General features: G+C 60.4%; 23 protein-coding genes. 11 read left to right on the forward strand and 12 right to left on the reverse strand.

Annotated features, from left to right (window positions below):
* From E3W21_RS06415 to pcaC, 4 genes are all read left to right on the forward strand, one after another.
* The coding region (locus E3W21_RS06415) for an MFS family transporter (protein WP_256661532.1) at positions 1–1243 on the forward strand (1243 nt) is incomplete at its 5' end.
* Between the two features lie 45 nt (positions 1244–1288).
* Complete coding sequence (locus tag E3W21_RS06420; RefSeq protein ID WP_134418820.1) at positions 1289–2653, forward strand: 3-carboxy-cis,cis-muconate cycloisomerase; 1365 nt, start codon at positions 1289–1291, stop codon at positions 2651–2653.
* Positions 2654–2664: 11 nt separating this feature from the next.
* A complete protein-coding gene (pcaD, locus tag E3W21_RS06425; RefSeq protein WP_134418821.1) occupies positions 2665–3471 on the forward strand; it encodes a 3-oxoadipate enol-lactonase in 807 nt (268 codons plus the stop codon).
* Positions 3472–3481: 10 nt separating this feature from the next.
* Entirely contained in the window at positions 3482–3874 is a 393-nt protein-coding gene (gene pcaC / locus E3W21_RS06430) for a 4-carboxymuconolactone decarboxylase (RefSeq protein ID WP_033060940.1), read from the forward strand.
* Positions 3875–4033: 159 nt separating this feature from the next.
* Here the strand turns inward: pcaC and E3W21_RS06435 are convergent, their stop codons facing one another.
* From E3W21_RS06435 to E3W21_RS06465, 7 genes are all read right to left on the reverse strand, one after another.
* Positions 4034–4852, reverse strand: a complete 819-nt coding sequence (locus E3W21_RS06435) for a methyltransferase domain-containing protein (RefSeq protein ID WP_134418822.1) — start codon at positions 4850–4852, stop codon at positions 4034–4036.
* Between the two features lie 20 nt (positions 4853–4872).
* Positions 4873–5256, reverse strand: a complete 384-nt coding sequence (locus E3W21_RS06440; RefSeq protein WP_134418823.1) for a DUF1641 domain-containing protein — start codon at positions 5254–5256, stop codon at positions 4873–4875.
* Positions 5257–5277: 21 nt separating this feature from the next.
* Positions 5278–6468, reverse strand: coding sequence for an FAD/NAD(P)-binding oxidoreductase (locus tag E3W21_RS06445; RefSeq protein ID WP_134418824.1), 1191 nt, complete (start codon positions 6466–6468; stop codon positions 5278–5280).
* Positions 6469–6665: 197 nt separating this feature from the next.
* Positions 6666–7925, reverse strand: coding sequence for an OprD family porin (locus tag E3W21_RS06450; RefSeq protein WP_129441828.1), 1260 nt, complete (start codon positions 7923–7925; stop codon positions 6666–6668).
* Between the two features lie 438 nt (positions 7926–8363).
* Positions 8364–9824: an efflux RND transporter outer membrane subunit EmhC gene (gene emhC, locus E3W21_RS06455; protein ID WP_129441830.1), complete on the reverse strand. Its 1461-nt coding sequence runs from the start codon at positions 9822–9824 to the stop codon at positions 8364–8366.
* The gene (emhB, locus tag E3W21_RS06460; RefSeq protein ID WP_134418825.1) at positions 9824–12985 is read right to left on the reverse strand and encodes an efflux RND transporter permease subunit EmhB; all 3162 of its coding nucleotides are present in this window, start codon (positions 12983–12985) and stop codon (positions 9824–9826) included. Before emhB ends, emhC begins: the two co-directional genes overlap by 1 nt.
* Positions 12986–12988: 3 nt before the next feature.
* The gene (locus E3W21_RS06465; RefSeq protein ID WP_134418826.1) at positions 12989–14146 is read right to left on the reverse strand and encodes an efflux RND transporter periplasmic adaptor subunit; all 1158 of its coding nucleotides are present in this window, start codon (positions 14144–14146) and stop codon (positions 12989–12991) included.
* Between the two features lie 265 nt (positions 14147–14411).
* Here E3W21_RS06465 and emhR point away from each other — a divergent pair, with 265 nt between their 5' ends.
* Positions 14412–15044 (forward strand): efflux system transcriptional repressor EmhR, encoded by a 633-nt coding sequence (gene emhR, locus E3W21_RS06470; RefSeq protein WP_134418827.1) that lies wholly within the window; start codon positions 14412–14414, stop codon positions 15042–15044.
* 150 nt (positions 15045–15194) lie between these two features.
* On the opposite strand, the gene E3W21_RS06475 is transcribed toward emhR, so the two are convergent.
* From E3W21_RS06475 to E3W21_RS06485, 3 genes are read right to left on the reverse strand one after another with little or no spacing between them, the layout of a single operon-like run.
* The gene (locus E3W21_RS06475; RefSeq protein WP_134418828.1) at positions 15195–16244 is read right to left on the reverse strand and encodes an alkene reductase; all 1050 of its coding nucleotides are present in this window, start codon (positions 16242–16244) and stop codon (positions 15195–15197) included.
* A 21-nt stretch (positions 16245–16265) separates the two neighbouring features.
* Positions 16266–17432, reverse strand: coding sequence for an MFS transporter (locus E3W21_RS06480; protein WP_134418829.1), 1167 nt, complete (start codon positions 17430–17432; stop codon positions 16266–16268).
* 3 nt (positions 17433–17435) lie between these two features.
* A complete protein-coding gene (locus E3W21_RS06485) occupies positions 17436–17756 on the reverse strand; it encodes a helix-turn-helix transcriptional regulator (protein WP_129441841.1) in 321 nt (106 codons plus the stop codon).
* 154 nt (positions 17757–17910) lie between these two features.
* Between E3W21_RS06485 and E3W21_RS06490 the strand changes: the two genes are divergently transcribed.
* Positions 17911–18489: an ACP phosphodiesterase gene (locus E3W21_RS06490; RefSeq protein WP_129441843.1), complete on the forward strand. Its 579-nt coding sequence runs from the start codon at positions 17911–17913 to the stop codon at positions 18487–18489.
* A gap of 108 nt (positions 18490–18597) precedes the next feature.
* Here the strand turns inward: E3W21_RS06490 and E3W21_RS06500 are convergent, their stop codons facing one another.
* A complete protein-coding gene (locus tag E3W21_RS06500; RefSeq protein WP_134418830.1) occupies positions 18598–19389 on the reverse strand; it encodes a 1-acyl-sn-glycerol-3-phosphate acyltransferase in 792 nt (263 codons plus the stop codon).
* Positions 19389–20144 (reverse strand): L-ornithine N(alpha)-acyltransferase, encoded by a 756-nt coding sequence (gene olsB, locus E3W21_RS06505; RefSeq protein ID WP_008152922.1) that lies wholly within the window; start codon positions 20142–20144, stop codon positions 19389–19391. Before olsB ends, E3W21_RS06500 begins: the two co-directional genes overlap by 1 nt.
* Positions 20145–20298: 154 nt before the next feature.
* Here olsB and E3W21_RS06510 point away from each other — a divergent pair, with 154 nt between their 5' ends.
* The 5 genes from E3W21_RS06510 to E3W21_RS06530 all read left to right on the forward strand — a co-directional run bounded on the left by E3W21_RS06510 (position 20299) and on the right by E3W21_RS06530 (position 24737).
* Complete coding sequence (locus tag E3W21_RS06510; protein WP_134418831.1) at positions 20299–21186, forward strand: acyl-CoA dehydrogenase family protein; 888 nt, start codon at positions 20299–20301, stop codon at positions 21184–21186.
* Between the two features lie 172 nt (positions 21187–21358).
* The gene (locus E3W21_RS06515; RefSeq protein WP_134418832.1) at positions 21359–22453 is read left to right on the forward strand and encodes a serine hydrolase; all 1095 of its coding nucleotides are present in this window, start codon (positions 21359–21361) and stop codon (positions 22451–22453) included.
* Positions 22450–22779: an amidase gene (locus tag E3W21_RS06520; RefSeq protein WP_134418833.1), complete on the forward strand. Its 330-nt coding sequence runs from the start codon at positions 22450–22452 to the stop codon at positions 22777–22779. Before E3W21_RS06515 ends, E3W21_RS06520 begins: the two co-directional genes overlap by 4 nt.
* A 208-nt stretch (positions 22780–22987) precedes the next feature.
* Complete coding sequence (locus tag E3W21_RS06525) at positions 22988–23578, forward strand: YceI family protein (RefSeq protein ID WP_134418834.1); 591 nt, start codon at positions 22988–22990, stop codon at positions 23576–23578.
* Between the two features lies 1 nt (position 23579).
* Complete coding sequence (locus tag E3W21_RS06530) at positions 23580–24737, forward strand: phosphatidylserine/phosphatidylglycerophosphate/cardiolipin synthase family protein (RefSeq protein ID WP_134418835.1); 1158 nt, start codon at positions 23580–23582, stop codon at positions 24735–24737.
* The last annotated feature ends 178 nt before the right edge of the window (positions 24738–24915 follow it).

A 24915-nucleotide genomic window follows, 5' to 3' on the forward strand; every position in this document is an offset into this window, starting at 1 on the left:
TGCGATTGTCGGCGCCTCGTCCGGCAACCTCGTCGAATGGTTCGACTTCTACGTCTACGCCTTCTGCGCGATCTATTTCGCCCCTGCCTTTTTCCCGTCCGATAACCCGACTGTGCAGCTTGTGAATACGGCTGGCGTATTCGCCGCCGGCTTCCTGATGCGGCCCATCGGCGGCTGGATCTTCGGCCGGCTGGCGGACAAGCACGGACGCAAGAATTCGATGATGATTTCGATTCTGATGATGTGCTTCGGTTCGTTGCTCATCGCCTGCCTGCCGACGTACAACAGCATCGGCGTCTGGGCGCCGATCATGCTGTTGTTCGCCCGCTTGATCCAGGGCCTGTCGGTGGGCGGTGAGTACGGCACCACCGCGACCTACATGAGCGAAGTCGCCCTCAAGGGCCAGCGTGGTTTCTTCGCCTCGTTCCAGTACGTGACGCTGATCGGTGGGCAATTGCTGGCGGTGTCGCTGGTGGTCATCCTGCAACAGTTCCTCACTGAAGATGATTTGCGCGCCTATGGCTGGCGGATCCCGTTTGTCGTTGGCGCGTTGGCGGCGTTGATTTCGCTGTTCCTGCGTCGTTCGCTCAAGGAAACCACCAGCAAGGAAATGCGCGAAAACAAGGACGCCGGCAGCATCCGTGCGCTGTTTCGCGACCACAAGGCTGCGTTCATTACCGTGCTCGGTTACACCGCCGGTGGCTCGCTGATTTTCTACACCTTCACCACGTACATGCAGAAGTACCTGGTGAACACCGCCGGCATGCAAGCCAAGACCGCCAGCTACATCATGACCGGCGCACTGTTCCTTTATATGTGCATGCAACCGTTGTTCGGCATGCTCGCGGACAAGATCGGCCGACGTAACTCGATGCTCTGGTTCGGCGCCCTCGGTACGCTGTTCACCGTGCCGATTCTGTTGAGTCTGAAAAGTGTCAGCAGTCCGTTCCTGGCGTTTGTGCTGATTACCGTGGCGCTGGCGATCGTCAGTTTTTACACCTCCATCAGCGGCCTGGTAAAAGCCGAAATGTTCCCGCCGGAGGTGCGCGCCTTGGGCGTCGGCCTGGCGTATGCGGTGGCGAATGCAATCTTCGGCGGTTCGGCGGAATACGTGGCCCTGAGCCTCAAAGCCGGGGGCATGGAAAACTCCTTCTACTGGTACGTGACGGTGATGATGGCGGTGGCGTTCCTGTTCAGCCTGCGCTTGCCGAAACAGGCGAAGTATTTGGAAAACGACCTTTGATCTTTACCCGTGGGCCTGACCGGCCCACGCCTCCAGGGACTGTTTATGAACGAGCGACCGGGCAATCAATTGTTCGAAGCCTATTTCACTGCCCGCGACATGCGTGAGGTGTTCTGCGATCAGGGCCGGGTTCAAGCGATGCTTGATTTCGAAGCGGCACTGGCCCGGGCCGAAGCGCGAGTCGGGCTGATTCCGCAAACGGCTGTCGCGCCGATTGAAGCGGCCTGTCAGGCCGGGCATTACGACTTCACCGCCCTCGGCGAGGCGATTGCCACGGCGGGCAATTCGGCGATTCCGTTGGTCAAGGCGCTGGGTAAACAGATCGCGGCCAACCATGCCGAAGCCGAGCGCTATGTGCATTTGGGCGCGACCAGCCAGGACGTGATGGACACCGGCCTGGTGTTGCAACTGCGTGGCGCGCTGGAGCTGATCGAAAGCGATCTGGCGCAACTGGGCGAAACCCTCTCGAGCCAAGCCCAGCGTTACGTTGCCACACCGCTGGCCGGACGCACCTGGTTGCAGCACGCGACGCCCGTCACCCTCGGTATGAAAATCGCCGGTTGGCTGGGCGCTGTCACTCGAAGTCGTCAGCGTCTGCGGGAACTCAAGCCGCGACTGCTGGTGCTGCAATTCGGCGGCGCCTCTGGAACCCTCGCGGCCCTCGGCGAGCAGGCAATGCCGATTGCCGAAGCGCTGGCTGAAGAATTGAAACTGACACTGCCGGATCAACCTTGGCACACCCAGCGAGATCGTTTGGTGGAGTTCGGCTCGGTACTGGGATTGATCGCCGGCAGCCTCGGCAAACTGGGGCGCGACATCAGCCTGTTGATGCAGACCGAAGCTGCTGAAGTGTTCGAACCCTCGGCACCGGGCAAGGGCGGTTCTTCGACCATGCCGCACAAACGCAACCCGGTGGGCGCGGCGGTACTGATCGGCGCTGCGACGCGCGTTCCGGGTTTGCTCTCGACGCTGTTCAGCGCCATGCCTCAAGAACAGGAGCGCAGCCTGGGCCTGTGGCATGCCGAGTGGGAAACCCTGCCGGAGATTTGCTGCCTGGTGTCCGGCAGCCTGAAGCAGGCGCGGCTGGTGGCGGAAGGACTGGAAGTGGACGCCGAGCGCATGGCCCGCAACCTCGACCTGACTCAAGGGCTGGTGCTCGCCGAAGCGGTGAGCATCGTCCTCGCTCAACGGGTGGGGCGCGACACTGCGCACCATTTGCTGGAGCAATGCTGCAAGCGCGCAGTGGCTGAACAACGTCATCTGCGAGCGGTACTCGGCGACGAGCCGCAAGTGACCGCCGAACTCTCGCCTGCTGAACTCGATCATCTGCTGGACCCCGCCCATTACCTCGGTCAGGCCCATACCTGGGTCGAGCGAGCGGTGGCTGAACATTCTGCGTTGACTGCCTGAAGGAGATTGCTGTGGCTTTCGTACAACTCGCCGAGGGCGAACTGCACTACCAAATTCAAGGGCCGCAACTCGATGGCCCGGCGGATGCGCCGGTGCTGGTGCTGTCCAATTCGCTGGGCACCGACCTGCACATGTGGGACGCGCAAGTTGCGGCGTTCACAGAGCATTTCCGCGTGCTGCGTTTCGACACCCGGGGTCATGGCAAATCGCTGGTCACGCCGGGGCCGTACAGCATCGAGCTACTGGGCCATGACGTGCTGGCGCTGCTGGATGCGTTGCACATCGAGCGCGCGCATTTCTGTGGTCTGTCCATGGGCGGGCTGATTGGCCAGTGGCTCGGGATCAACGCTGGTGATCGCCTGAACAAACTGGTGGTGTGCAACACCGCGGCAAAAATCGGCGATCCGTCGGTGTGGAACCCGCGCATTGAAACCGTGCTGCGTGACGGTCCGGCTGCCATGGTCGCGCTGCGCGATGCGTCGATTGCGCGCTGGTTCACCGCGGATTTTGCTGAAGCCAATCCTGCTGCCGCGAAGAAGATTACTGACATGCTGGCCGCCACCTCACCTGAAGGTTATGCCGCGAATTGTGCCGCCGTGCGCGATGCCGATTTTCGCGATCAGTTGTCCTCGATCAAGGTGCCGCTGCTGGTCATCGCCGGCACCGAAGACGCGGTCACGCCGCCGTCCGGCGGGCACTTCATTCAGGAACACGTGCAGGGCGCCGAGTACGCCGAGTTCTACGCCGCGCACTTGTCCAACGTCCAGGCCGGTGCTGCGTTCAGTGACCGGGTAGTGACGTTTTTGTCAGCTCATTAAGGGGATTGTTGTGGACGAGAAACAACGTTACGACGAAGGCCTGAAAGTCCGCCGTGCCGTACTCGGCGACGCCCATGTCGACCGCAGCCTGAACGCGCTGACCGAGTTCAACTCGGAGTTTCAGGAGATGATCACCCGTCACGCCTGGGGCGACATCTGGACCCGTCCGGGCCTGCCGCGTCATACCCGCAGCCTGATCACCATGGCCATGCTGATCGGCATGAACCGCAATGAAGAACTCAAACTGCACCTGCGTGCCGCCGCCAACAACGGCGTGACCCGCGGCGAGATCAAGGAAGTGATCATGCAGAGTGCGATCTACTGCGGCATTCCGGCGGCGAATGCGACGTTCCACCTGGCGGAGTCGGTGTGGGATGAGTTGGGGGTTGAATCGCGGGAGTGATCCTGGCGATTTGCGGTATCTGAGCTGACGCCATCGCGAGCAAGCTCGCTCCCACAGTTTTCCGGTGTGAATTCAAATGATGTGTTCACCCAAAATCCCCTGTGGGAGCGAGCTTGCTCGCGATGGCGGTGGCCGGCTTGATACATCATTAGCGGTCAATCAAACCGTGGCCACAATGAAGATCCGCTTGAACGGAAACAACGTGTGCCCGTCGCTCTCCGGCGGGTAATGCGCATGCACGCGCATCAGGTAGTGGTAAATGAACCGCGCCTGTTCATCATCCTTCAGCCCCTGCATCACCGGCCGCAACGCCGAGACTTTGACCCAGTCATAGATCGGCGACTTGCCGTCGACAACCTGTAGCTGTTCGGTCTCCCAGATATCCAGTGTCCGGGTGATCGGCGAGAGCAACCGGTAGTAATTTTCCAAAGACAACAGCGGCCGTGCAGCCATGGCCTCGCGCAATTGCGGGGTGCCAAGTGGTTTGCCACCGGGGCCTGCCTCTTCAAGGGTGTCGAGCATCAGTTGATACCACAGCGCATCCCGCCAGTCGGGCATGTGCGCGGCCAGGCATCCACCCGGATTGAGCTGGCCGAGTAGTCGCGGCAATAACTGTTCGTGACCACTGACGAAGTGCAGTACCGCGGCGGCGAACAGCAGGTCCGCCGGTTGTTCGGGTTGCCAGTCGAGTAGATCGCACTGTTTCCACAACGCCTTGATCGGCAGGTAACGGGCTTCGTCCAGCATTTGCTCCGAACTGTCGATGCCCTGCAACTGCGCTCGAGGCCAACGCTTGGCCAATAGTTGCGTGGCTATGCCGGTGCCGCATCCCAGGTCATAGATGCGTTTGGGCTGTTTGAGTTCGACACGGTCGAGCAATTCATTGACCGGTCGTCGCCTGAGGCGGGAAAACTGCTGGTACGCCTTGGCGTCCCAGTCGGTGCAGGCTTTCCCTGCCGATTCAAGTTTGACGCTCATGAGGTGATCCTCTCTGGCGGTTACAGCTGCCTTCCGATGACGTTCAGTGTTTTCAGGACAACGGCCACGCCTTTGCGCGTGTCCGGCTCGTTTAGCAGTTTGATCAAGGCATAGGCCCCCGGCGGCTCGGGGGCGGCTGCGACCTCGGCCTTGGCCAGGCGCACGGCGTTACTGACGGTCCAGGTGGCCGCCGTAGCGTTTTCGAACAGCCGCGCCAGTTTTTCCACCATCGCTGCGTCCAGCAGGTCGGTCATGTCCGAGACCAGCGATAGCACATCGACAATGTTGTCCAGCCGACCGCCGTCGATCAGCGGTTGAATTTTCGCCATCAAGGCGACGAGTCCCGGCGTCGCTGGCATGCCGGCAGCGCTGGTCGCCAGCGTTTTATCTGATAGGTTCGTCATTGTTTACGCCTCCTGAGCGGATCAAAGCATTCCACGGGCAACCGCCCAGTACAGGCCACGATTGAAGCCATTTCTCAACAGGCCGCCGAGCTTGGTCGGCGGTGTCGACAGGACGTCATGGGCGTAGTCGTACCACAGCGGCATACCGGCGTTGAGACCCATCTGCGCCACGGCCTGAACCCGTCCGTCGTAGACGCTGTTGGGCGCACCGAGGCGAATCTCGGCAGCAATGTTGTTGGCGATGACCGGCGCCTGGTTATGGCAGGCACCACCGGCCTTGCTCACCGGCAGATCGACGGTGTCGCCAATCACGTAGACGTGTTCCAGGCCGTAGACCTGCAGGGTCTCGTGGTGGGTCGGCAACCAACCTTCGTTGTTGGGCGCTTGAGACGCTCCGGACTCCAGCACGGCATCGACGGCGCGGATCGGCGGTGTCGCCATCAGGATGTCGAAGGGTTGCTCTTCGCCTTCTTCTGAATAGGCGATTTTTCGTTCGGGATCGACACGGCTGAGGGTGAAACCGCGTTGGAAGCGGATGTTCTTCTGCTCGAAAATGCCGGGCAGAATGTCCCCGGTGGGGCGTTGCAGAAACAGGCAGTTACGCAGCAACTGAGCCGTGGTCGGGTAGGTGTAGACGATTTCCACCTGGTCCCGCACGCCCCGACGACGCAGGAAGTCGTCGAGCATCAACGTCGTTTCTACCGGTGCAATGCCGCATTGGTGCGGCACGTTGGGTGTCTGCGGGAAAGACACAGTGATGAAGATCCGGCCTTTTTTGATCGTGTTCAGCCGTTCTGCCAACTGCCGGGCGGGCTGATATTGGTAGAAGTGGTCGCCGGCTTCTTTCAAGCCATCGATGCGTTCCGGCGCAGGCACGCAACCAGTGGCGAAGACCAGAAAGTCATAGCCATAGCGCTTGCCGCTGCGGGTTTTCAGGCCTTGTCCGGGGAAATCGAAACCCGTGACCTCTTCGACGTAAAAGCTGATTTCCGGGCGCAACAGTGAACGTTCCGGACGCTTGAGTTCTTCTTCAAAGAACTGATTGAACGCCACGTACATGAACGCAGGTTTATAGAAGTGATCGGGGGAGTTGGACAGCAGTGCAATCGAGACTTCGCCGCGCAGGATTTCTGGATACAGCTTGCTGGCCAGTTGATTGGCCAACATGGTTCCACCTACGCCGCCACCGACGATAACTATTCGCTTGCTCATACCTGACCTCCGTGGTCATGGCCGCTTCGCGTACAGCATCCGGAGATAACGGAAGAAAAAAAGGGGCTCCTACATCAGGATGGAGAATTAAACACGCTTCTTGACTGTATCTGCGAACACACAAAGCGCTAGTTTGCGCCGACAGGTGGTTACAGGCACGCGACCGCCTCAATCCAACGGTCGCTGCCAGAACGCGGCTATAGCAGGCTGATCGGATAGCTGGCGATTAACCGGTTCTCGTCAAACTCGTTGTTGCTGAAGTCGCGGCGAATGGTCGAGTTGCGCCATTTGACGTTGAGGTTTTTGAGCGCGCCGCTTTGCACGGTGTAACCCAATTCGCTTTCGCGGCCCCATTCCTTGCCGTCGGTAATGGTGCCGGTGTGCACATTGTCGCCGCTGATGTAGCGGTTCATCAGGGTCAGGCCGGGAATGCCGAGGGCGACGAAGTTGTAGTCATGACGTACCTGCCAGGATTTTTCCTGAGCGTTGTCATAACTGGCGTTGTAACTGTCGTTGGCCAGGGTGCCGCCGCTGGTGCCGTTGACCCGCATCCAGGCGTTGTCGCCGGTGAGTTTTTGCAGGCCGACGTAGAAGGTGTTGCCGCCGTATTTGGCCGAGAACAGGCCCGACCAGGTCTTGTTGTCCAGCTCGCCGGCCCGGGCGCTGCCGTCATCCTTGCCGTAGAAGAAACCGAGGTTGGCGCCCAGGGTCCAGTCGCCGATGGGTTGGCTGTGGATCAGATTCACGTACTGCTGGCTGTAAATGTCCTTGAGTTCGGCGTTCCACACACCGATCTGGGTGCGCTTCTCGTTGAAGACGTATTCGCCGCCCTGAAAGTTGAAACGGTCGGAGGTAAACGCCGGTTTGCCGGTCATCGACATGTCGCTCATGCTGCTGTCGTCGCGCGGGCTGTTGGCGCGGAACTGGCCGCCGTAGAGCGTCAGGCCGTCGATTTCCTTCGAGGTGATCTGGCCGCCACGGAAGGTTTGCGGCAGGGAACGACCATCGTCCGAACGCAGGATCGGCAGCACCGGCATCCATTCGCCCACCTTCACTTCGGTCTGCGACAGCTTGGCCTTGAACGCCACGTTGGTGCGCCCGAAGTTATCCGCCGGGCGACCGTCGTGATCCAGCGGCAGCAACTGCGTACCGCCGGTGCCTTTACCGCCGTCGAGTTTCACCGAGTACAGCCCCAGCACGTCCATGCCGAACCCGACGGTGCCCTGAGTGAACCCGGACTTGGCGTCGAGAATGAAACTTTGTGTCCACTCTTCTGCCTTGCCCTGAGCTTTGGTCGGGTTGGTGAAGTTGCGGTTGATGTAGAAGTTGCGCAAGTTCAGGTTGACCTTGGCACCTTCGACAAAGCCTGACTCCTCGGCCAAGGCAGGCAGAGCCGTACTGGCCAGTGCAACGGCGATGAGGCTGGGGAACAAGTATTGCGTGCTGGAAGGTGTCATGTGTTCGGGGCTCTCTAGTTTTTAGGCGTGAAACGGGGCGCTGCCGCAACGTGGGGTTGCAGACAAAAATTTGAAATCAGGGCAAAAACGAACGGGATCAGCCGGACAGGGCAGGGCGTGGGGGCATGGTGTCGAACCTGTTGTTATTGGTCTTGTGCGACGAATGGTGCGGGGGATGGGCGGGGCGATTCAATTGGGGAAAGCGGGTTTTGGGCGATTATCGAACGTAAGATTGGTCGAGGTTTTGTGGTGTCTGTGCGGGCCTCTTCGCGGGCAAGCCCGCTCCCACATTTGTCCGGTGTGACCGCAACAATCGCGTTCAACGAAGATCCCCTGTGGGAGCGGGCTTGCCCGCGAAGAGGCCCGAACAGGCACTACAACTTTTCCCGCAGACAACAAAAAGCCCACCAAAAGGTGGGCTTCGTGTTCATAGCGCTATCAGAACAACTTCAGCTTCGGCGCTTCTTCTTTCAGCGGTTCGTTCTGCGCCGTCTGCTCGTTCCAGCCACCGCCCAGTGCCTTGTACAGATTGACGGCACTGACCAGTTGCGCCAGACGGTCGGTGATCAGTACCTGTTGGGCACTGAACAGCTGGCGCTGGGCATCGAGGAAGGTCAGGTTGCTGTCGACACCAATGCGGTAACGACGCTCGGCCAGACGGTAGTAGTCCTGGTTCGCGGTGACGAAATCACGCTGGGCCTGTAACTGATCGGTATAGGTCTGGCGGGCAGCCAGGCCATCGGCGACTTCCTGGAAGGCCGTTTGAATGGACTTCTCGTAGTTCGCCACGCCGATGTCTTTCTGGATTTTTGAATAATCCAGGCTGGCGCGCAGGCTGCCGGCGTTGAAGATCGGCAGGTTGATCTGCGGCTGGAACAACCATGTGCCCGAACCGCCCTTGAACAGACCGGACAGGTCCGGGCTCAGGGTCCCGGCGTTGGCCGTCAGGCTGATGCTCGGGAAGAACGCAGCCCGCGCCGCGCCGATGTTGGCGTTGGCGGCTTTCAGGTTGTATTCGGCCTGGAGGATGTCCGGACGACGTTGCAGCAAGTCCGATGGCAGGCCGGCCGGCACTTCGCTCAGCAGGTCGTCAGCCAATGGCTTGGCCGCTTGCAGGTTGGCCGGGACGCCGGTGCCGAGCAGCAGCACCAGGCTATTTTCATCCTGGGCAACCTGACGGGTGTACTTGGCCTGTTGCGCGCGGGCGTTTTCCACCGAGGTACGCGACTGGGCCAGGTCCAGCGCCGAGGCGACACCCACTTCGTTGCTGCGGGAGGTGAGCTTGTAGCTCTCCTCGAACGCACCCAGGGTGTCCTGGGTCAGTTTCAGCAGCTCCTTGTCAGCCTGCCAGGCCAGGTAAGCATTGGCCACGCTGGCCACCAGGCTGATCTGGGTGCTGCGTCGTGCTTCTTCGGTGGCGAAGTACTTCTGCAGCGCTTCTTCGCTCAGGCTGCGAACCCGACCGAACAGGTCGAGTTCATAGGCGCTGATGCCGACCGTGGCCGAGTAGGAACTGGTGATGTCCGCTTCGCCGGTCTGCGAGGCCCGAGCCGGGACCCGCTGACGGCTGCCGGTACCGTTGGCCGACACGGCCGGGAACAGATCGGCACGCTGGATGCGGTATTGAGCCGCAAAGGCGTCGATGTTCAGCGCTGCGACACGCAGGTCACGGTTGTTTTCCAGGGCGACCTGGATCAGCTGTTGCAGTGCCGGGTCATGGAAAAACTGCTTCCAGCCCTGTTCGGCGGCAGCCTGGGCAGGCGCCTGGGCCGACGAATACGCCGGACCTTGCGGGTACTGACCCGCCACCGGAGCTTCAGGCTGCTGATAATCGGGAATCAGCGAGCAGCCGCCGAGCACGAAGGCGGCAACAGCCAGGGAGAGTAGCGACTTGCTCATTAGCCAGCCTCTTTAGAAGGTTCAATAGCGTCGTCCTGGTCAGCGGTTTTGCGCTGCCCCATGGCCGACACGGTGACGAAAAACAGCGGGACCCAGAAGATCGCCAGGATAGTGGCCGTGAGCATACCGCCAATCACCCCGGTACCGATCGCATGTTGGCTACCCGAACCTGCACCCGTGGAAATCGCCAGTGGTACCACACCGAGGACGAAAGCGAGCGAGGTCATGATGATCGGTCGCAAACGCATCCGGCAGGCTTCAATTGCCGCATCGCGCAGGCTACGCCCTTGTTCATGCAGTTCCTTGGCAAATTCGACAATCAAAATGGCGTTTTTCGCCGCCAGACCAATGGTCGTCAACAGGCCCACCTGGAAATACACGTCGTTGGACAGGCCGCGCAGGCTGGTCGCCATCAGCGCACCGATGATCCCCAGTGGTACCACCAACATCACGGCGATCGGGATCGACCAGCTTTCGTACAGCGCCGCCAGACACAGGAACACCATCAGCAGCGACAGGGCGTACAGCGCTGGCGCTTGCGAACCGGACAACCGTTCCTCGTACGACAGACCCGTCCAGGAAATACCGACACCGGCCGGCAGTTTCTTGGCCAGGGCTTCGACTTCGGCCATGGCTTCACCGGTGGAATAACCGGGTGCCGGAGCACCGAGGATTTCCATCGCTTCGACGCCGTTGTAACGCGACAGCTTCGGTGCACCGTAGATCCACTCACCCTTGGCGAACGCCGAGAACGGAACCATGGTGCCGGCGCTGTTGCGCACATACCATTTCTTCACGTCTTCAGGACTCATGCGCGCACCCGGCTGGCCTTGCACGTAAACCTTCTTCACCCGACCGCGGTCGATGAAGTCGTTGACGTAGCTACTGCCCAAGGCAATCGACAAGGTGTTGTTGATGTCGGTGAGGGTGATGCCCAGGGCACTGGCCTTCTCGTCATCGATTTCCAGTTGGTATTGCGGTTCGTCGTTTAGACCGTTGGGGCGCACTTGCGACAGAATCTTGCTTTGCGCCGCCATGCCGAGGAACTGGTTACGCGCTTCCATCAGCTTGTCGTGACCGATACCGGCGCGGTCTTGCAGGAACACGTCGAAACCGGTGGCGTTACCCAGTTCCAGTACCGCCGGCGGTGCGAAGGCAAACACCATGGCGTCACGGAAGGTGAAGAAGTGCTGTTGGGCACGGGCCGCGAGTTTGAACACGCTGTTTTCGGCGTTACGTTCGCCCCACGGTTTGAGCATGATGAACGCCATACCCGAGCTTTGGCCACGGCCGGCGAAGTTGAAGCCGGTCACGGTAAACACCGAGGCCACCGCATCGCCTTCACCGCCGTCCTTGCTCGGACGCAGCAGGAATTCACGCATTTCATCCACGACCACTTGCGTGCGCTGGGCACTGGAACCGGCCGGGGTTTGCACCTGAGCAAACAATACGCCCTGGTCTTCTTCCGGCAGGAACGCCGTTGGGATACGGGTGAACAGCCAGATCATGCCGACCAGGATGATGAGGTAGGCCAGCAAGTACGGGGCCTTGTTCGCGAGCATGTTGCCCACGCCACGCTCGTAGCTTTTGACGCCACGGTCGAAATTGCGGTTGAACCAGCCGAAGAAGCCGCGTTTCGGCACGCCGTGCTCGCCTTTCGGAATCGCCTTGAGCATGGTTGCGCAGAGTGCCGGGGTGAAGATCAGTGCGACCAGTACCGACAGGGCCATGGCCGAGACGATGGTGATCGAGAACTGCTTGTAGATCACACCGGTGGAACCGCTGAAGAACGCCATCGGCAGCAGTACCGCCGACAGCACCAGGGCAATACCGACCAGTGCACCCTGGATCTGCCCCATGGATTTCTTGGTGGCCTCCTTGGGTGACAGGCCTTCTTCGCTCATGACCCGTTCGACGTTCTCCACCACGACGATGGCGTCGTCCACCAGCAAACCGATGGCCAGCACCATGCCGAACATGGTCAGGGTGTTGATGCTGAAACCGAACGCCGCGAGGATCCCGAAGGTACCCAGCAATACGACTGGCACGGTCATCGTGGTGATGACGGTGGCGCGGAAGTTTTGCAGGAACAGGAACATCACCAGGAACACCAGCACGATCGCTTCGACCAGGGTTTCAACCACACCCTTGATCGACTCGGTCACCACCGGCGTGGTGTCGTACGGGAACACCACTTCCATCCCTTGCGGGAAGAACGGTTTGAGGGTTTCGATGGTCTTGCGCAGGGCTTTTGCAGTGTCGAGGGCGTTGGCACCGTTGGCCAGTTTCACTGCCAGACCGGAGGCCGGGCTGCCGTTGAACTGGGCGCTGATCGAGTAGTTTTCACCGCCCAGACCGACATCCGCCACGTCGCCGACACGCACTTGCGAGCCGTCCTTGTTGACCTTGAGCAGGATCGCCTTGAACTGCTCGGCGGTCTGCAGGCGGGTCTTGCCGATGATCGTCGCGTTCAGCTGTTGGCCTGCAACGGCAGGCAAACCGCCGAGTTGACCGGATGACACCTGGACGTTCTGCGCGGCGATGGCGGTTTTCACGTCCACCGGGGTCAGGTTGAAGTTATTCAACTTGGCCGGGTCGAGCCAGATCCGCATTGCGTACTGCGCACCGAAGACCTGGAAGTCTCCGACACCGGCGGTCCGCGAGATCGGATCCTGCATGTTCGACACGATGTAGTTGGACAGGTCGTCCTTGGTCATGCTGCCGTCGCGCGACACCACGCCGATCACCATCAGGAAGTTTTTCACTGACTTGGTCACGCGGATACCCTGTTGCTGCACTTCTTGCGGCAGCAGCGGGGTGGCCAGGTTCAGCTTGTTCTGGACCTGAACCTGCGCGGTATCGGAGTTGGTGCCCTGCTCGAAGGTCGCGGTAATGGTCATGCTGCCGTCGGAGTTACTTTCCGACGAGACATAACGCAGGTTATCGATACCGTTGAGCTGTTGCTCGATCACCTGCACCACAGTGTCCTGCACGGTTTGTGCGGACGCGCCCGGGTAGGTCACCTGGATCGCAATGGCCGGAGGCGCAATGCTCGGGTATTGGTTGATCGGGAGTTTGAGGATCGAGAGTGCCCCGACCAGCATGATGACCAGGGCAATTACCCAGGCGAAAATCGGACGGTCGATAAAAAATCTGGACATGGTTTACTCCCCTTTGCCGCTGGAAGCCTTGTTAGCTGCCTGTGCGGGGGCCGGGTTCTTTGCGCCAACGTTAGTCGCTTCACTGGCTTTTACTTCAATGCCAGGTTTGACGTATTGCAGCCCTTCGGTGATCAGTTGATCGCCGGCCTTCAGACCGTCTTCGATCAGCCACTGGCTACCGACAGTGCGGCTGGCCTTGAGCTGACGCAGTTCGACCTTGTTGTCAGCACCGACGACCAGCGCGGTCGGGGTGCCTTTAAGGTCGCGCGTCACGCCTTGTTGCGGGGCCAGAATGGCTGCGGCGTTTACACCGGCCTGAAGCTGGGCGTGTACGAACATGCCCGGCAGCAGGGTGTGGTCAGGGTTGGGGAACACTGCACGCAAGGTGACGGAACCGGTGGTCTGATCTACCGAGACCTCGGAGAACTCGAGCTTGCCTTCCTGTTTGTACTGGCTGCCGTCTTCGAGGGTCAGCTTGACCGCGGCCGCGTTGTCGCCAGATTTTTGCAGACGACCGCTTTCCAGTTCGCGGCGCAGTTCCAGCAGCTCTACCGAAGACTGGGTGACGTCGACGTAGATGGGGTCCAGTTGCTGAATCACTGCCATTGCGTCGACCTGGCCGCTGGTAACCAGCGCGCCTTCGGTCACGGTCGAGCGGCCGATGCGGCCGGAGAGTGGCGCGTAAACCTTGGTGTAGCGAACATTGATCTGGGCGCTTTGCTGGGCGGCTTCCGATTGCAACCGGTTGGCCAGGGCCGTGTCGTATTCCTGACGGCTCACAGCCTGTTCGCTGACCAACTGCTTGTAGCGATCCGAGATCGATTTGGTCTGTTGCAGGTTGGCTTCGGCACTTTTCAGAGTGGCTTCATAAACGGCCGGATCGATCTGATACAGCTGCTGGCCGGCCTTGACGTCGCCGCCTTCCTTGAACAGGCGCTTGAGAATGATGCCGTTCACCTGAGGGCGAACTTCGGCGATGCGGTACGCGCTGGTACGGCCCGGAAGCTCGGAGGTCAGGGTGAAGGCTTGAGGTTGCAGAGTAACGACGCCGACCTGAGGGGGTGGTGCGGCAGGTGCCGCCTCTTCCTTTTTGCATCCGCTGAGTAGCGATGCCAAGGCGAGGGCGGTGACCAGAGCGGTAACAGCTGGCTTGAATTGCATGAAAATCCTCGGGTCAGGCGCGCAAATTGCGCACTAGAAATGTGGAAAGGTAAAAAATGTGCGCTGAGTGGATAAGTAGCTTGCTAAGGAATATACTTACGTTCATGGTTGTTTGTAAATACCTTGACCGCGTATCCACACCGTTACAAAAGCCGTTCAAGGGTTCGAATTGTAGGCCGGGGACGACGCCCAAGAACGCTCGCCCCACTTTTATTCAGCGGATGTTCAGACATCGCTGAAGCATCCTGATTGAGGTTGTACTGCCATGGTCCGTCGTACCAAAGAGGAAGCTCAAGAAACCCGCAGCCAGATACTGGAAGCGGCAGAAAAAGCCTTTTACGAAAGGGGCGTGGCGCGCACGACACTGGCGGATATCGCTACCCTGGCCGGGGTCACGCGCGGCGCTATCTACTGGCATTTCAGCAACAAGGCGGACTTGGTGCAGGCCATGCTTGATACCCTGCAAGAGCCGCTGGATGAAATGGCCAAGGCCAGTGAAAGCGAAGATGAACTCGACCCCCTCGGCTGCATGCGCAAGCTGCTGATTCATTTGTTTCATCAAGTTGCCCTGGACCCGAAAACCCGACGCATCAATGAGATTCTGTTTCATAAGTGCGAATTCACCGATGAAATGTGCGACCTGCGCCAGCAGCGTCGAGAGGTCAGCCTTGATTGCAATGTGCGAATCGCCCTGGCGCTGAGTAATGCGGTCAATCGGGGGCAGTTACCGGAAAACCTCGATACGGCCCGCGCGGCCATCAGCCTGCATGCGTACATCGATGGCATCCTGTATCAGTGGCTGTTGGCGCCCGACAGCTTTGAACTGCACATCGACGCCGAGCGTTGGGCCGATGCGGGGTTGGATATGCTGCGCTTGAGCCCCAGCCTGCGCAAATGAAAAAAAATACGTAATGGGGTGCTTTTATATACGTACGCTCGCCAGGTTGATAGGTAGTGAGCTACCTGATTTGTAGGGATTTTGTGAGTAACCGGCGCAAAAAAGCCCCGGCTCTTTCGAGTCGGGGCTTTTGCGTTTCAAGGGGGACGCTTACAACACCGGGTAGTCGATGTAGCCGACCGCGCCCTTGGAATAAAACAGCTCAGGACGTGGCTCGTTCAGCGGCGCATCGGCCTTCAAACGTGCCGGCAGGTCCGGGTTGGCAATGAACGGCACGCCGAAGGCGACTGCATCAGCCTTGCCGCTGGCCAGCCAGGCGTTGGCGCTGTCCTTGGTGAAGCGTTCGTTGACGATATACGAGCCGCCGAACGCTTCTTTCAATTGTGGACCCAGGCTGTCGCCATCTTCTTTCTCGCGGGAGCAGATGAAGGCGATGCCACGTTTGCCCAGTTCGCGAGCGACGTAAGTGAAGGTCTCTGACAGGTTGTCGTCGCCCATGTCATGGAGATCGGCACGGGGTGACAGGTGCACACCCACGCGGCCCGCGCCCCAGACTTCGATCGCGGCATCGGTCACTTCCAGCAACAGACGCGCACGATTTTCCACGGAACCGCCGTAGTTGTCGGTGCGTTGGTTGGTGCTGGTTTGCAGGAACTGGTCGAGCAGGTAACCGTTGGCGCCGTGGATTTCCACACCGTCGAAACCGGCCGCCTTGGCGTTCTCGGCACCGACGCGGTAGGCGTCGACGATGTCGGCGATTTCAGCGGTTTCCAGGGCGCGTGGGGTAGGGTAGTCGGCCAGTGGACGAACCAGGCTAACGTGACCTTTTTGCTGGATGGCGCTCGGTGCAACCGGCGTTTCCCCGTTGAGGTACGACTCGTGGGAAACCCGGCCGACGTGCCACAGTTGCAGGAAAATCTTGCCGCCCGCGCCGTGGATCGCTTTGGTGACGTTAGCCCAGCCACGCACCTGATCGTTGGACCAGATACCCGGGGTGTCCGGGTAACCGACGCCCATCGGCGTGACCGAAGTGGCCTCGCTGAGGATCAGGCCGGCCGAGGCGCGTTGTACGTAGTACTCGGCCATCAGCGCGTTTGGTACGCGGCCTTCGTCGGCACGGCAACGGGTCAGCGGCGCCATGATGATGCGGTTGGCCAACTCAAGGTCGCCCAGTTTGATCGGATCGAAAATAGTCGTCATGAAATAGCTCTCTTGTAGAGATCAGTTGGTAGCAGGGGCCAGTTCGGGATCACCGTTCTGACGGAAAGTAATCAGGGTCACCAGCAGGGCGAGTACCGCCAGTGCAGCCGCCGCGAGAGGAACGCTGGTCAAGCCGAAACCGTGGGCGATGACGCTGCCACCGACCCAGGCACCCAGTGCGTTGCCGATATTGAAAGCGCCGATGTTCAGGGTCGACACCAGGTTCGGTGCGGCCTTGCCGTAGGTCACGACGTTCACTTGCAGGGCGGGCACGGCGGCAAAGCACGCGGTGGCCCAGAGGAACAGGGTGATTTCGGTCGGAATCAGCGCGACGCTGGTCCAGGTCAGTACGGTGGAGATCACGGCCATCGAGATAAAGACGCCGATCAACGTTGCGGCCATGCCTTTGTCAGCCAGCTTGCCGCCGATGATGTTGCCGACCGTCAGGCCCAGGCCGATGAGCATCAGGGTCCAGGTCACGCCTTTGGGCGAGACGCCGGTGACATCGCCGAGCAGCGGGGCGACATAGGTGAACAAGGTGAATACGGAAGCCGCGAACAACGCGGTCATGCTCAACGACAGCCAGATCCCGGCGCCTTTGAGGGCGCGCAGTTCGGCGCGCATGTCGAGTTTCTCTTCATCGCGCTTGGCCGGCAGGAAACGGATCAGGCCGATCAACGCGATGACACCAATCACGGTCACCGCCCAGAAGGTCGAACGCCAGCCGGCTTCCTGACCGAGTGCGGTGCCCAGCGGAACGCCAAGCACGTTGGCCAGGGTCAGGCCGGTGAACATCAATGCCACGGCCGAAGCGCGCTTGTTCGCCGGAACCAGCCCCGCCGCCGCCACCGAGCCGATGCCGAAGAACGCACCGTGGCAGAGGGCAGTCACCACGCGGGCAAACATCAGCACGTTGTAGTCGGTCGCCATTGCGCAGAGCAAGTTGCCGACGATGAAAATCCCCATCAACGCTACCAGCGCGGCCTTGCGCGGCAATCGAGAGGTGGCCAGTGCCATGAACGGCGCACCAATGGCCACGCCCAGGGCGTAACCGGTCACCAGCCAACCGGCGCCCGGGATCGACACACCGAGGTCCGCCGCGACATCGGGCAGCAAGCCCATGATGACGAACTCGGTGGTGCCGATGGCGAAGGCGCTCAAGGCCAGAATGAGTAGCGAGAGGGGCATTGTTCAGTTCCTGGTCGGAGCGCTGAGCTCCTTGACGATGGCGTCGAGGAACGCCTGAATCACGTCCTCGTTGCGTTTGAAGAAGTGCCATTGACCGGCTTTCTGGCTGCTGATCAGTCCCGCCCGTTGCAAGTTCGCCAAATGGGCGGACACGGTCGACTGCGACAGGCCGCAGCGTTGGTCGATCTGTCCGGCGCAGATGCCGTACTCGTGGTTGTGGATCTGTTCCGGGAACTGGGCTTTGGGGTCTTTCAGCCAGATGAGGATGTCTCGGCGTACTGGGTGTGCCAGGGCTTTTATTATTTCGTCGAGGTCGATGGTCATGATTTGGGCTCGTGATGAGTAAAACGCTATATCGCGATGGGGCGAACTTTAAATCGGTACTTCGCGATATACAAATATGATTTTGGTCTGATGACCGTGCAAATCGGTATATCGAGTTATAACGATATGTGTGACGCAGTGCTAAGCTGCGCGCATGAACTATCTCGCACATCTGCACCTCGGTGGCCAGCGCCCCGGTCAATTGCTCGGCAGTCTGTATGGCGATTTCGTCAAAGGGCGGCTGCAAGGGCAGTTCGATCCGGAGATCGAAGCGGCCATCCAGTTGCATCGCAGCATCGATGTCTTTACCGACCGCCATCCGTTGGTGGACGTTTCGTTGTCACGGTTTTCCATGACCCGCCGGCGTTACGCCGGGATCGTGCTCGACGTGTTTTTCGACCATTGCCTGGCGCGTGACTGGACGCTTTACTCGGATCAGCCACTGGAACAGTTCACTTCGGGCGTGTACCGGGTGCTGTCCGCCGAGGCGCAATTGCCGGAACGTCTGGCGCAGATCGCGCCGCACATGGTGGCCAATGACTGGTTGGGTTCTTATCGGGAATTTGCGGTGCTTGAGCAGGTGCTGCGAGGGATTTCACGGAGGCTGACGCGACCGGAGGAGCTGGCCGCAGCGATGCAGGAATTGCGGGTGTTGTATGAGCCGTTGAGCGATGACTTCAGATTGTTCTATCCGCAGCTTCAAGACTTCGCGCAGAACTACCCAGCAACATAAACCTCTTGTGGAAGCGGGCTTGCTCGCGAAGGCGGTGTATCAGTCAACATCAGTGTTGGATGACAGACCGCCTTCGCGAGCAAGCCCGCTCCCACAGGGGATGTGTGTTTAAGCCGCGATTGCGGGGCGCAGCGGTTCCGGTTGTGCCTGCGGGATCGCCCCAAACAACGCCTTCTGCACCGCCTGCTGCGCCTCGAACGCCAGCGCTGCACGCTCGCGACCTTCACACGCGATCGGTTTGAGCAGATGGATCTCCACGTCCCCCCGATCATGGGCAAACAAGCGCATCAAGTGCGAGAGCAAATCATCATCGCCAATGAACGGCGCCAGCGAATCGAGCTTCCCGTCGCGCAGATAACGAATCGCCACCGGCTGCAACTTCACTTCGGAGTCGATTGCCGCAGACAGCAGGCGACCGTGGAAAGTGCGCAGCGAACGGCCGTCGGTGGTAGTGCCTTCCGGGAACATCAGCAGCGGATGTTCCTGCTCCAGATGACGGGTCATCTGTTTACGGATCAACTGACTGTCGCCCGACCCTCGACGAATGAACAAACTGCCAGCCTTGGCCGCCAACCAGCCCGCCACCGGCCAGGTGCGCACTTCGGCCTTGGACAGGAACGACAGCGGCGTGAGCATGCCGAGCAGCGGAATGTCGGTCCATGAAACATGATTGCTGACCCAGAGCATCGGCGCCTTCGGCAATTCACCGTGCATGGTCACGCGAAAGGGCAGGGCATTGCTCAGGCGCGCCATGAAAAATCGCGACCAGCGCTGGCGACGGACCATCGAATGAGCAATCCCCAAACGTTCGAACAACCCGAACAGACTGGCCATGCTCAAACCCAGCGCCACCACCACCAACACTCGCGCAATCCGCGCGTATACCCGTAACCGACTCATCAGACGGCCGCCTTGAAGTGTTTGGCATAACGCGGGCAGAGTTCGTCGCGCTTGAGCAGGATGAACACGTCGGCAACCTGGAAGTCTTCGTCCCAGCACGGCTCGCCGCAGATCTTCGCGCCAAGACGCATATAGGCCTTGAGCAGCGGTGGCATTTCGGCGATGACGTTGGATGGGATGTCGAGGCTCGGCAGCGGCTTTTTCGGTTCGGCCCGCAGGTGTTCCGTACACAGATAACGTTCGCGCAGTCGCTGCATGATCGCGTGGGCCTGGATGCCGCCGTCCTGCATCGGGATGCTCGCGCAACCCATCAAATAGCTGTAGCCGCCCTGGTTCAGCACTTCGGCCAGTTCGCCCCAGAGTACGGCGATGGTGCCGCCGTTGCGGTAGGCCGGGTCGACGCAAGTGCGGCCGATTTCCAGGATCGGGCCTTTCAGATGGACCAGGCCATGCAGGCTGAATTCTTCTTCGCTGTAGAACTTGCCCAGGCTGCTGGCGGCTGTGTGGTCGAGCAAACGGGTGGTCGCCACCAGACGTCCGGTGTTCAGGTCACGCACGCCGATGTGGGCGCAGTGAACATCATAATCATCCATGTCCAGACCCAGCTCCGCGCCTTTCAATTTGGCGTTGAATTCGCCGCTGAACACGTTGAAGCGCAAGGCCTGGGCTTCCTGCAAGGCCTCGGCGCCCACCAGGCGTTCGGCTTGCAGGCGGCGTTCATTGCCGGTGTCGCTGATGCGGGCGATCTGAGTCATTGTGAATCTCCATACGGGCCGGTCACCCGTCTTGGGTTGCAGCCGATCGACTTTCTTTATGCAGCCGTGTTGTGCAAAGTCAGGCTATGTAGCCCCGGTGTCATCGCCATGAAGCTTTGGTGATGCTTATATGACAGCCCACGAGGAGCCTCTTATGCCCTGGCAAAACCTGCTGCGCCGCCGCGATCGTCTGCCCGCCAACCCGGACCTGGGCGAGGGGTTCGCGACCTTGTTGCACCAGTTGGGCAACGTCACGCCGTTCGAACTGGCGGTGGCCGGCGGGCGTTTGATGTCGACGCCGGGGCTGGCGTTTCTGGTGGGCTATCAGGCGGCGTTGCGCATGCTCTGGCCGAGCGCGCCGCTGAGCCTCGGCGCCTTGTGCGCGACCGAACAGCGCAGCCTGCGGGTGGCGGACATGCGGACCCGTCTGCACGATTTGCGTCTGAGCGGGCGCAAGGATTTTGTCACCGCAGGCGATGCCGCTGATTGGCTGCTGATTGCTGCTCGCAGTGAAGCACCTGACGAAAAACCGCGTCTGAGTCTGGCGGTGGTCTATCCCGATGAACCGGGCGTGCGTCTGGAAAAGTTACCGGCGATCCCGTTGATGCCAGACATCAGCCATGGCCGGCTGTTTCTCGATAACGCTCAGTGCGAACTGTTGGCGGGGGATGGCTGGGATGCTTACATCAAACCGTTTCGCACCCTTGAAGACATTTACGTTCTGAGCGCGATGACCGCCTGGCTGTACGGCATCGGTCAGGACAGCGACTGGCCGCAAGCCTTGCAACTGCGTTTGCTGGCGTTGCTGGCCGGGTGTGCGGAAGTCAGCCGGCAGGCGCCGAATAATTCGTCCGGGCATGTATTGCTCGGTGGCTTGTTTGCGCAGTTCGATGGGCTCAAGACTGAGGTGGCTCAGGCACTGGCCGATGGCCCGCAGCATTGGGCCGCGATGTGGCAGCGTGATCAGGGCGTGATGGATTTGGCGGCAGGTGCGCGGGGGAAGCGGTTGGCCAAGGCGCTCGCGGGATCTTCGCTGGATTGACTGGCCCCTTCGCGAGCAAGTCGAATCGTCGCACCGCCGCTCCCACATTTTGAAATGCATTCCCCTGTGGGAGCGGGCTTGCTCGCGAAGGCGGCCTCATTGGCAACACAAATTCCAGAACTGTCATCAACCGCGACTAGGCTCAGCAGGTCCATCCTTCCGAGCCCCCACCATGTCCAAAGGCTTGTCCCTCATTTTCCTGCTCCTGCTCAGCCTCACGGCCCACGCCGAGCATTGGCCTGCCGAACAATGGTCGACCGGCCCGAAAGTCACCGGGCCGGCGCTTCAAGCCCTGGAGACTTACGCCTTTGCACCCCGTGATGAGGCCACCCGAAAAGGCATCCGCACCGATGCCTTGCTGGTGATCCGCGACGGTCAATTGATCTACGAACGCTACGCCAGCCCGACCACCGCCGACACCCCGCATCTGACCTGGTCCATCAGCAAAAGCCTGATGGCCACGGTCCTCGGCGTGGCCTATGGCGAAGGTCTGTTCAAGCTCCAGGACCCGGTGCAGAAATTTTATCCACCGCTGGAAAAACACCCGACGATGACCATGGCCGACCTGCTGCACTGGGCCTCGGGCCTGGACTGGCAGGAAGACTATGAATACGCGCCGTTGAAATCCTCGGTGGTCGCGATGCTCTACACCCGCGGTCACCAGGACATGGCCGCATTCACCGCCAATCACGGTCAGTACGCCAAGCCCGGTCAGGCATTCCGTTACTCCAGTGGCGACAGCAATCTGTTGTCCGCCGCGCTGAAAACCATCGTCGGTCCGACCCGGTATCCGGACTATCCATGGACTGCTCTGTTCGAGCCCTTGGGGATTCGCCACGCCGCCTGGGAAACCGATGCCACGGGAACCTTCGTCGCTTCGTCCTACACCTATCTCACCGCCCGGGACCTCGCGCGAGTCGGTCTGTTGATGGCTCGCGATGGTCGTTGGGGCGACCGGCAACTGCTGCCCAAAGACTGGGTCGCCTTCAACCGCGAACCGTTCGCCCGCTATCAAGCCCATCAGGACGACGCCGTGCCCGGTGGCCATTGGTGGCTTAACCGAGCGGTGGATGGCGCAGCAAAACCCTGGCCCGATGCACCCGACGATACCTTCGCCGCGCTGGGTCATTGGGGTCAGGCGATGTACGTGATTCCCGGCGAAAACCTGGTGATCGTGCGCTACGGCGATGACCGCGACGGCAGTTACCGGCACAACGATTTGCTCAAACTCGCGCTCAAGGCATTTGCCGCGAAGGGGCAGCCATGAAGCGTCGCAGCTTTGTTCGTCGTCGACCGTTCAGCACGTTGTTGTTGATCCTGCTGATCGCCTTGCTCGGCTGGATCTGGCAGGAGCGCGTGACGCTGTGGGCATTCCCGGACATCATCAGCGCCTACACCGCCAAGGAATATTGTTCGTGCCGTTATGTGATGAACAACCCGGCCGAGTACTGCTACAGCTATGTGAAGCAGTGGCTGCCGACCAGTGGCTTTACTGATGACACCGCCAGAAAGCGCGTTACCGTCAGCGGTATGGGCCGCAGAAACAGTGCCGTGTGGGTCGGAGAACGCCAAGGCTGCCGCCTGAATCCCTGAGCACCACTGTCCTTGTAGCAGCTGGCGAAGCCTGCGTTCGGCTGCGCAGCAGTCGTGAAATCAGACACCGCGGTGTGTCTGGAGAATCTTGCATGCAGGATTTACGACTGCTTCGCAGCCGAACGCAGCCTTCGGCAGCTGCTACAAGTTTGCAATTGGCTCACGGGCGGTTAAGGTTCGTGCAGGTTTATCTGCCCCACGAGTCTCTATGTTCAACCGCTTCCTCTGCAAAACCCTCGCCTTCCTGCTGCTGGCCGGTGCCTCGCTGTCGGCCCACGCCGATTGGTATCTGGATGGCGAGTCCTCGCGGCTGTCGTTCATCAGCACCAAAAACACCAATATCTCCGAAGTGCAGCGCTTTCTGGTGCTGCACGGCAAGGTCGATCCCAAAGGCCTGGCCGAGGTGGAAGTCGAGATGGACTCGGTCAACAGTGGCATCCCGCTGCGCGATGAACGCATGCGCAAGGACCTGTTTGAAATCCAGACTTTCCCCGAAGCACTGATCACCGCGCAGATTGATCTACGCCCGATCAACGATCTGGCGCCCGGCGCGCAACTTGAATTGCGCCTGCCGCTGACCGTCACGCTCCATGGCAAACAACACGAATACAACGCCGAACTGCTGGCAACCCGTCTCGATGACCGGCGTTTCCAGGTGGTGACCCTCGAACCGCTGATCATCAATGCCGCGGATTTCGACCTGGCCCCCGGCCTGGAAAGTTTGCGCAAGATCGCCGGTTTGTCGGCCATCAGTTTGTCGGTGCCGGTGGGTGCGGTACTGATTTTCACGGCGCGCTGACATGGCCGGCGCGATTTTCCCCTGGCGTGAAGGCAACCGTTTTGAACTGCTGATCGACGGTCCGCAGTTTTTTCCACGGATGTTGGTCGCGATTGCCCGCGCCGAAGAGCAGGTTGAGCTGGAGTTGTACCTGGTGGAGGCGGGTGCCTGTGCCGAGGCGATGGTTCAGGCGTTGGTCCAGGCTGCCGAACGTGGCGTGCGCGTGCGCTGCCTGTTCGATGATTACGGCAGCCTCGCGTTCACCCTGACCTTGCGCCAGCGATTGATGGCGGCGGGCGTGGAGCTACGTTTTTACAATCGCCTGAGCTGGCGGCGTTGGGTGGGCAACTTCTACCGCGATCACCGCAAGCTGTTGCTGGTCGATCAGAGCATGGCCGTGGTGGGCGGCACTGGGGTGACCGATGAGTTCTGGACACCGGGTGACGACACCAGCGAATGGCACGAGGTGATGGTGGAAATCACCGGCCCCTTGGTCATCGACTGGCAGTTGCTGTTCGACCGCCAATGGATCGCCAACCGGTATAGGCGCGCCTGGAAACCCGCTTCGCATTTCGGCCTGCCGCGTCTGCCACGCGTGCCGTCCATGGGCGAGGGCATGGGCCGGGTCGCCTATGCCGACGCCCGCCAGCACCGGGACATCCTGCAATCGTTGATTCGCGCGCTGAACAGCGGCCAGCGGCGGATCTGGCTGGCGACGCCGTATTTCCTGCCGACCTGGAAAGTCCGCCGCTCACTGCGCCGGGCTGCCGCCCGAGGCGTCGACGTGCGCTTGCTGCTGACCGGGCCACGCACCGATCACCCGTCGGTGCGCTACGCCGGGCATCGCTACTACCCGCGATTGCTCAAGGCCGGGGTGACGATCTTCGAATACCAGCCGTGTTTCCTGCATTTGAAAATGGTCCTGATCGACGACTGGGTGAGCATCGGCTCGTGCAATTTCGATCACTGGAATTTGCGCTTCAACCTGGAAGCCAACCTTGAGGCGCTGGACCCAGGGTTGACGCGTGCGGTGGCGGCAAGTTTCGAGAGGGACTTTGCGCAGAGCCAGGAAGTCAGCCTGGAGGCATGGCAACGCCGGCCGCTGTGGCGGCGAGTGAAGCAAAGGATTTGGGGATGGGTGGATCGGCTGGTGGTGAATCTGCTGGATCGGCGGGGGTAGGGCAAGATCAAAAGATCGCAGCCTGCGGCAGCTCCTACATTGGGATGATGTACACCTTGTAGATACTCTGTTCACGGTCAAGCTTTCGCGAGATGTTTTTCGCTAAAAAGCTTGGCCGTATTAAATTCTTCTCCGGAGCGCATGCATGCCCATAACCCGGTTAGGTATTTGCGCATGA

The organism is Pseudomonas sp. F01002 (assembly GCF_004402115.1).
Taxonomy (GTDB): domain Bacteria; phylum Pseudomonadota; class Gammaproteobacteria; order Pseudomonadales; family Pseudomonadaceae; genus Aquipseudomonas; species Aquipseudomonas frigoris.

Coding starts and splice junctions, on each gene's coding strand:
- E3W21_RS06480 (WP_134418829.1), bottom strand. CDS start 17,432: ATGCCCCTCTCGCTACTCATTCTGGCCTTGAGCGCCTTCGCCATCGGC.
- E3W21_RS06420 (WP_134418820.1), top strand. CDS start 1,289: ATGAACGAGCGACCGGGCAATCAATTGTTCGAAGCCTATTTCACTGCC.
- E3W21_RS06530 (WP_134418835.1), top strand. CDS start 23,580: ATGGCCGGCGCGATTTTCCCCTGGCGTGAAGGCAACCGTTTTGAACTG.
- E3W21_RS06465 (WP_134418826.1), bottom strand. CDS start 14,146: ATGCAATTCAAGCCAGCTGTTACCGCTCTGGTCACCGCCCTCGCCTTG.
- E3W21_RS06435 (WP_134418822.1), bottom strand. CDS start 4,852: ATGAGCGTCAAACTTGAATCGGCAGGGAAAGCCTGCACCGACTGGGAC.
- emhR (WP_134418827.1), top strand. CDS start 14,412: ATGGTCCGTCGTACCAAAGAGGAAGCTCAAGAAACCCGCAGCCAGATA.
- E3W21_RS06520 (WP_134418833.1), top strand. CDS start 22,450: ATGAAGCGTCGCAGCTTTGTTCGTCGTCGACCGTTCAGCACGTTGTTG.
- E3W21_RS06490 (WP_129441843.1), top strand. CDS start 17,911: ATGAACTATCTCGCACATCTGCACCTCGGTGGCCAGCGCCCCGGTCAA.
- emhB (WP_134418825.1), bottom strand. CDS start 12,985: ATGTCCAGATTTTTTATCGACCGTCCGATTTTCGCCTGGGTAATTGCC.
- E3W21_RS06440 (WP_134418823.1), bottom strand. CDS start 5,256: ATGACGAACCTATCAGATAAAACGCTGGCGACCAGCGCTGCCGGCATG.
- E3W21_RS06450 (WP_129441828.1), bottom strand. CDS start 7,925: ATGACACCTTCCAGCACGCAATACTTGTTCCCCAGCCTCATCGCCGTT.
- E3W21_RS06445 (WP_134418824.1), bottom strand. CDS start 6,468: ATGAGCAAGCGAATAGTTATCGTCGGTGGCGGCGTAGGTGGAACCATG.
- E3W21_RS06515 (WP_134418832.1), top strand. CDS start 21,359: ATGTCCAAAGGCTTGTCCCTCATTTTCCTGCTCCTGCTCAGCCTCACG.
- emhC (WP_129441830.1), bottom strand. CDS start 9,824: ATGAGCAAGTCGCTACTCTCCCTGGCTGTTGCCGCCTTCGTGCTCGGC.
- E3W21_RS06475 (WP_134418828.1), bottom strand. CDS start 16,244: ATGACGACTATTTTCGATCCGATCAAACTGGGCGACCTTGAGTTGGCC.
- olsB (WP_008152922.1), bottom strand. CDS start 20,144: ATGACTCAGATCGCCCGCATCAGCGACACCGGCAATGAACGCCGCCTG.
- E3W21_RS06485 (WP_129441841.1), bottom strand. CDS start 17,756: ATGACCATCGACCTCGACGAAATAATAAAAGCCCTGGCACACCCAGTA.
- E3W21_RS06500 (WP_134418830.1), bottom strand. CDS start 19,389: ATGAGTCGGTTACGGGTATACGCGCGGATTGCGCGAGTGTTGGTGGTG.
- E3W21_RS06510 (WP_134418831.1), top strand. CDS start 20,299: ATGCCCTGGCAAAACCTGCTGCGCCGCCGCGATCGTCTGCCCGCCAAC.
- E3W21_RS06525 (WP_134418834.1), top strand. CDS start 22,988: ATGTTCAACCGCTTCCTCTGCAAAACCCTCGCCTTCCTGCTGCTGGCC.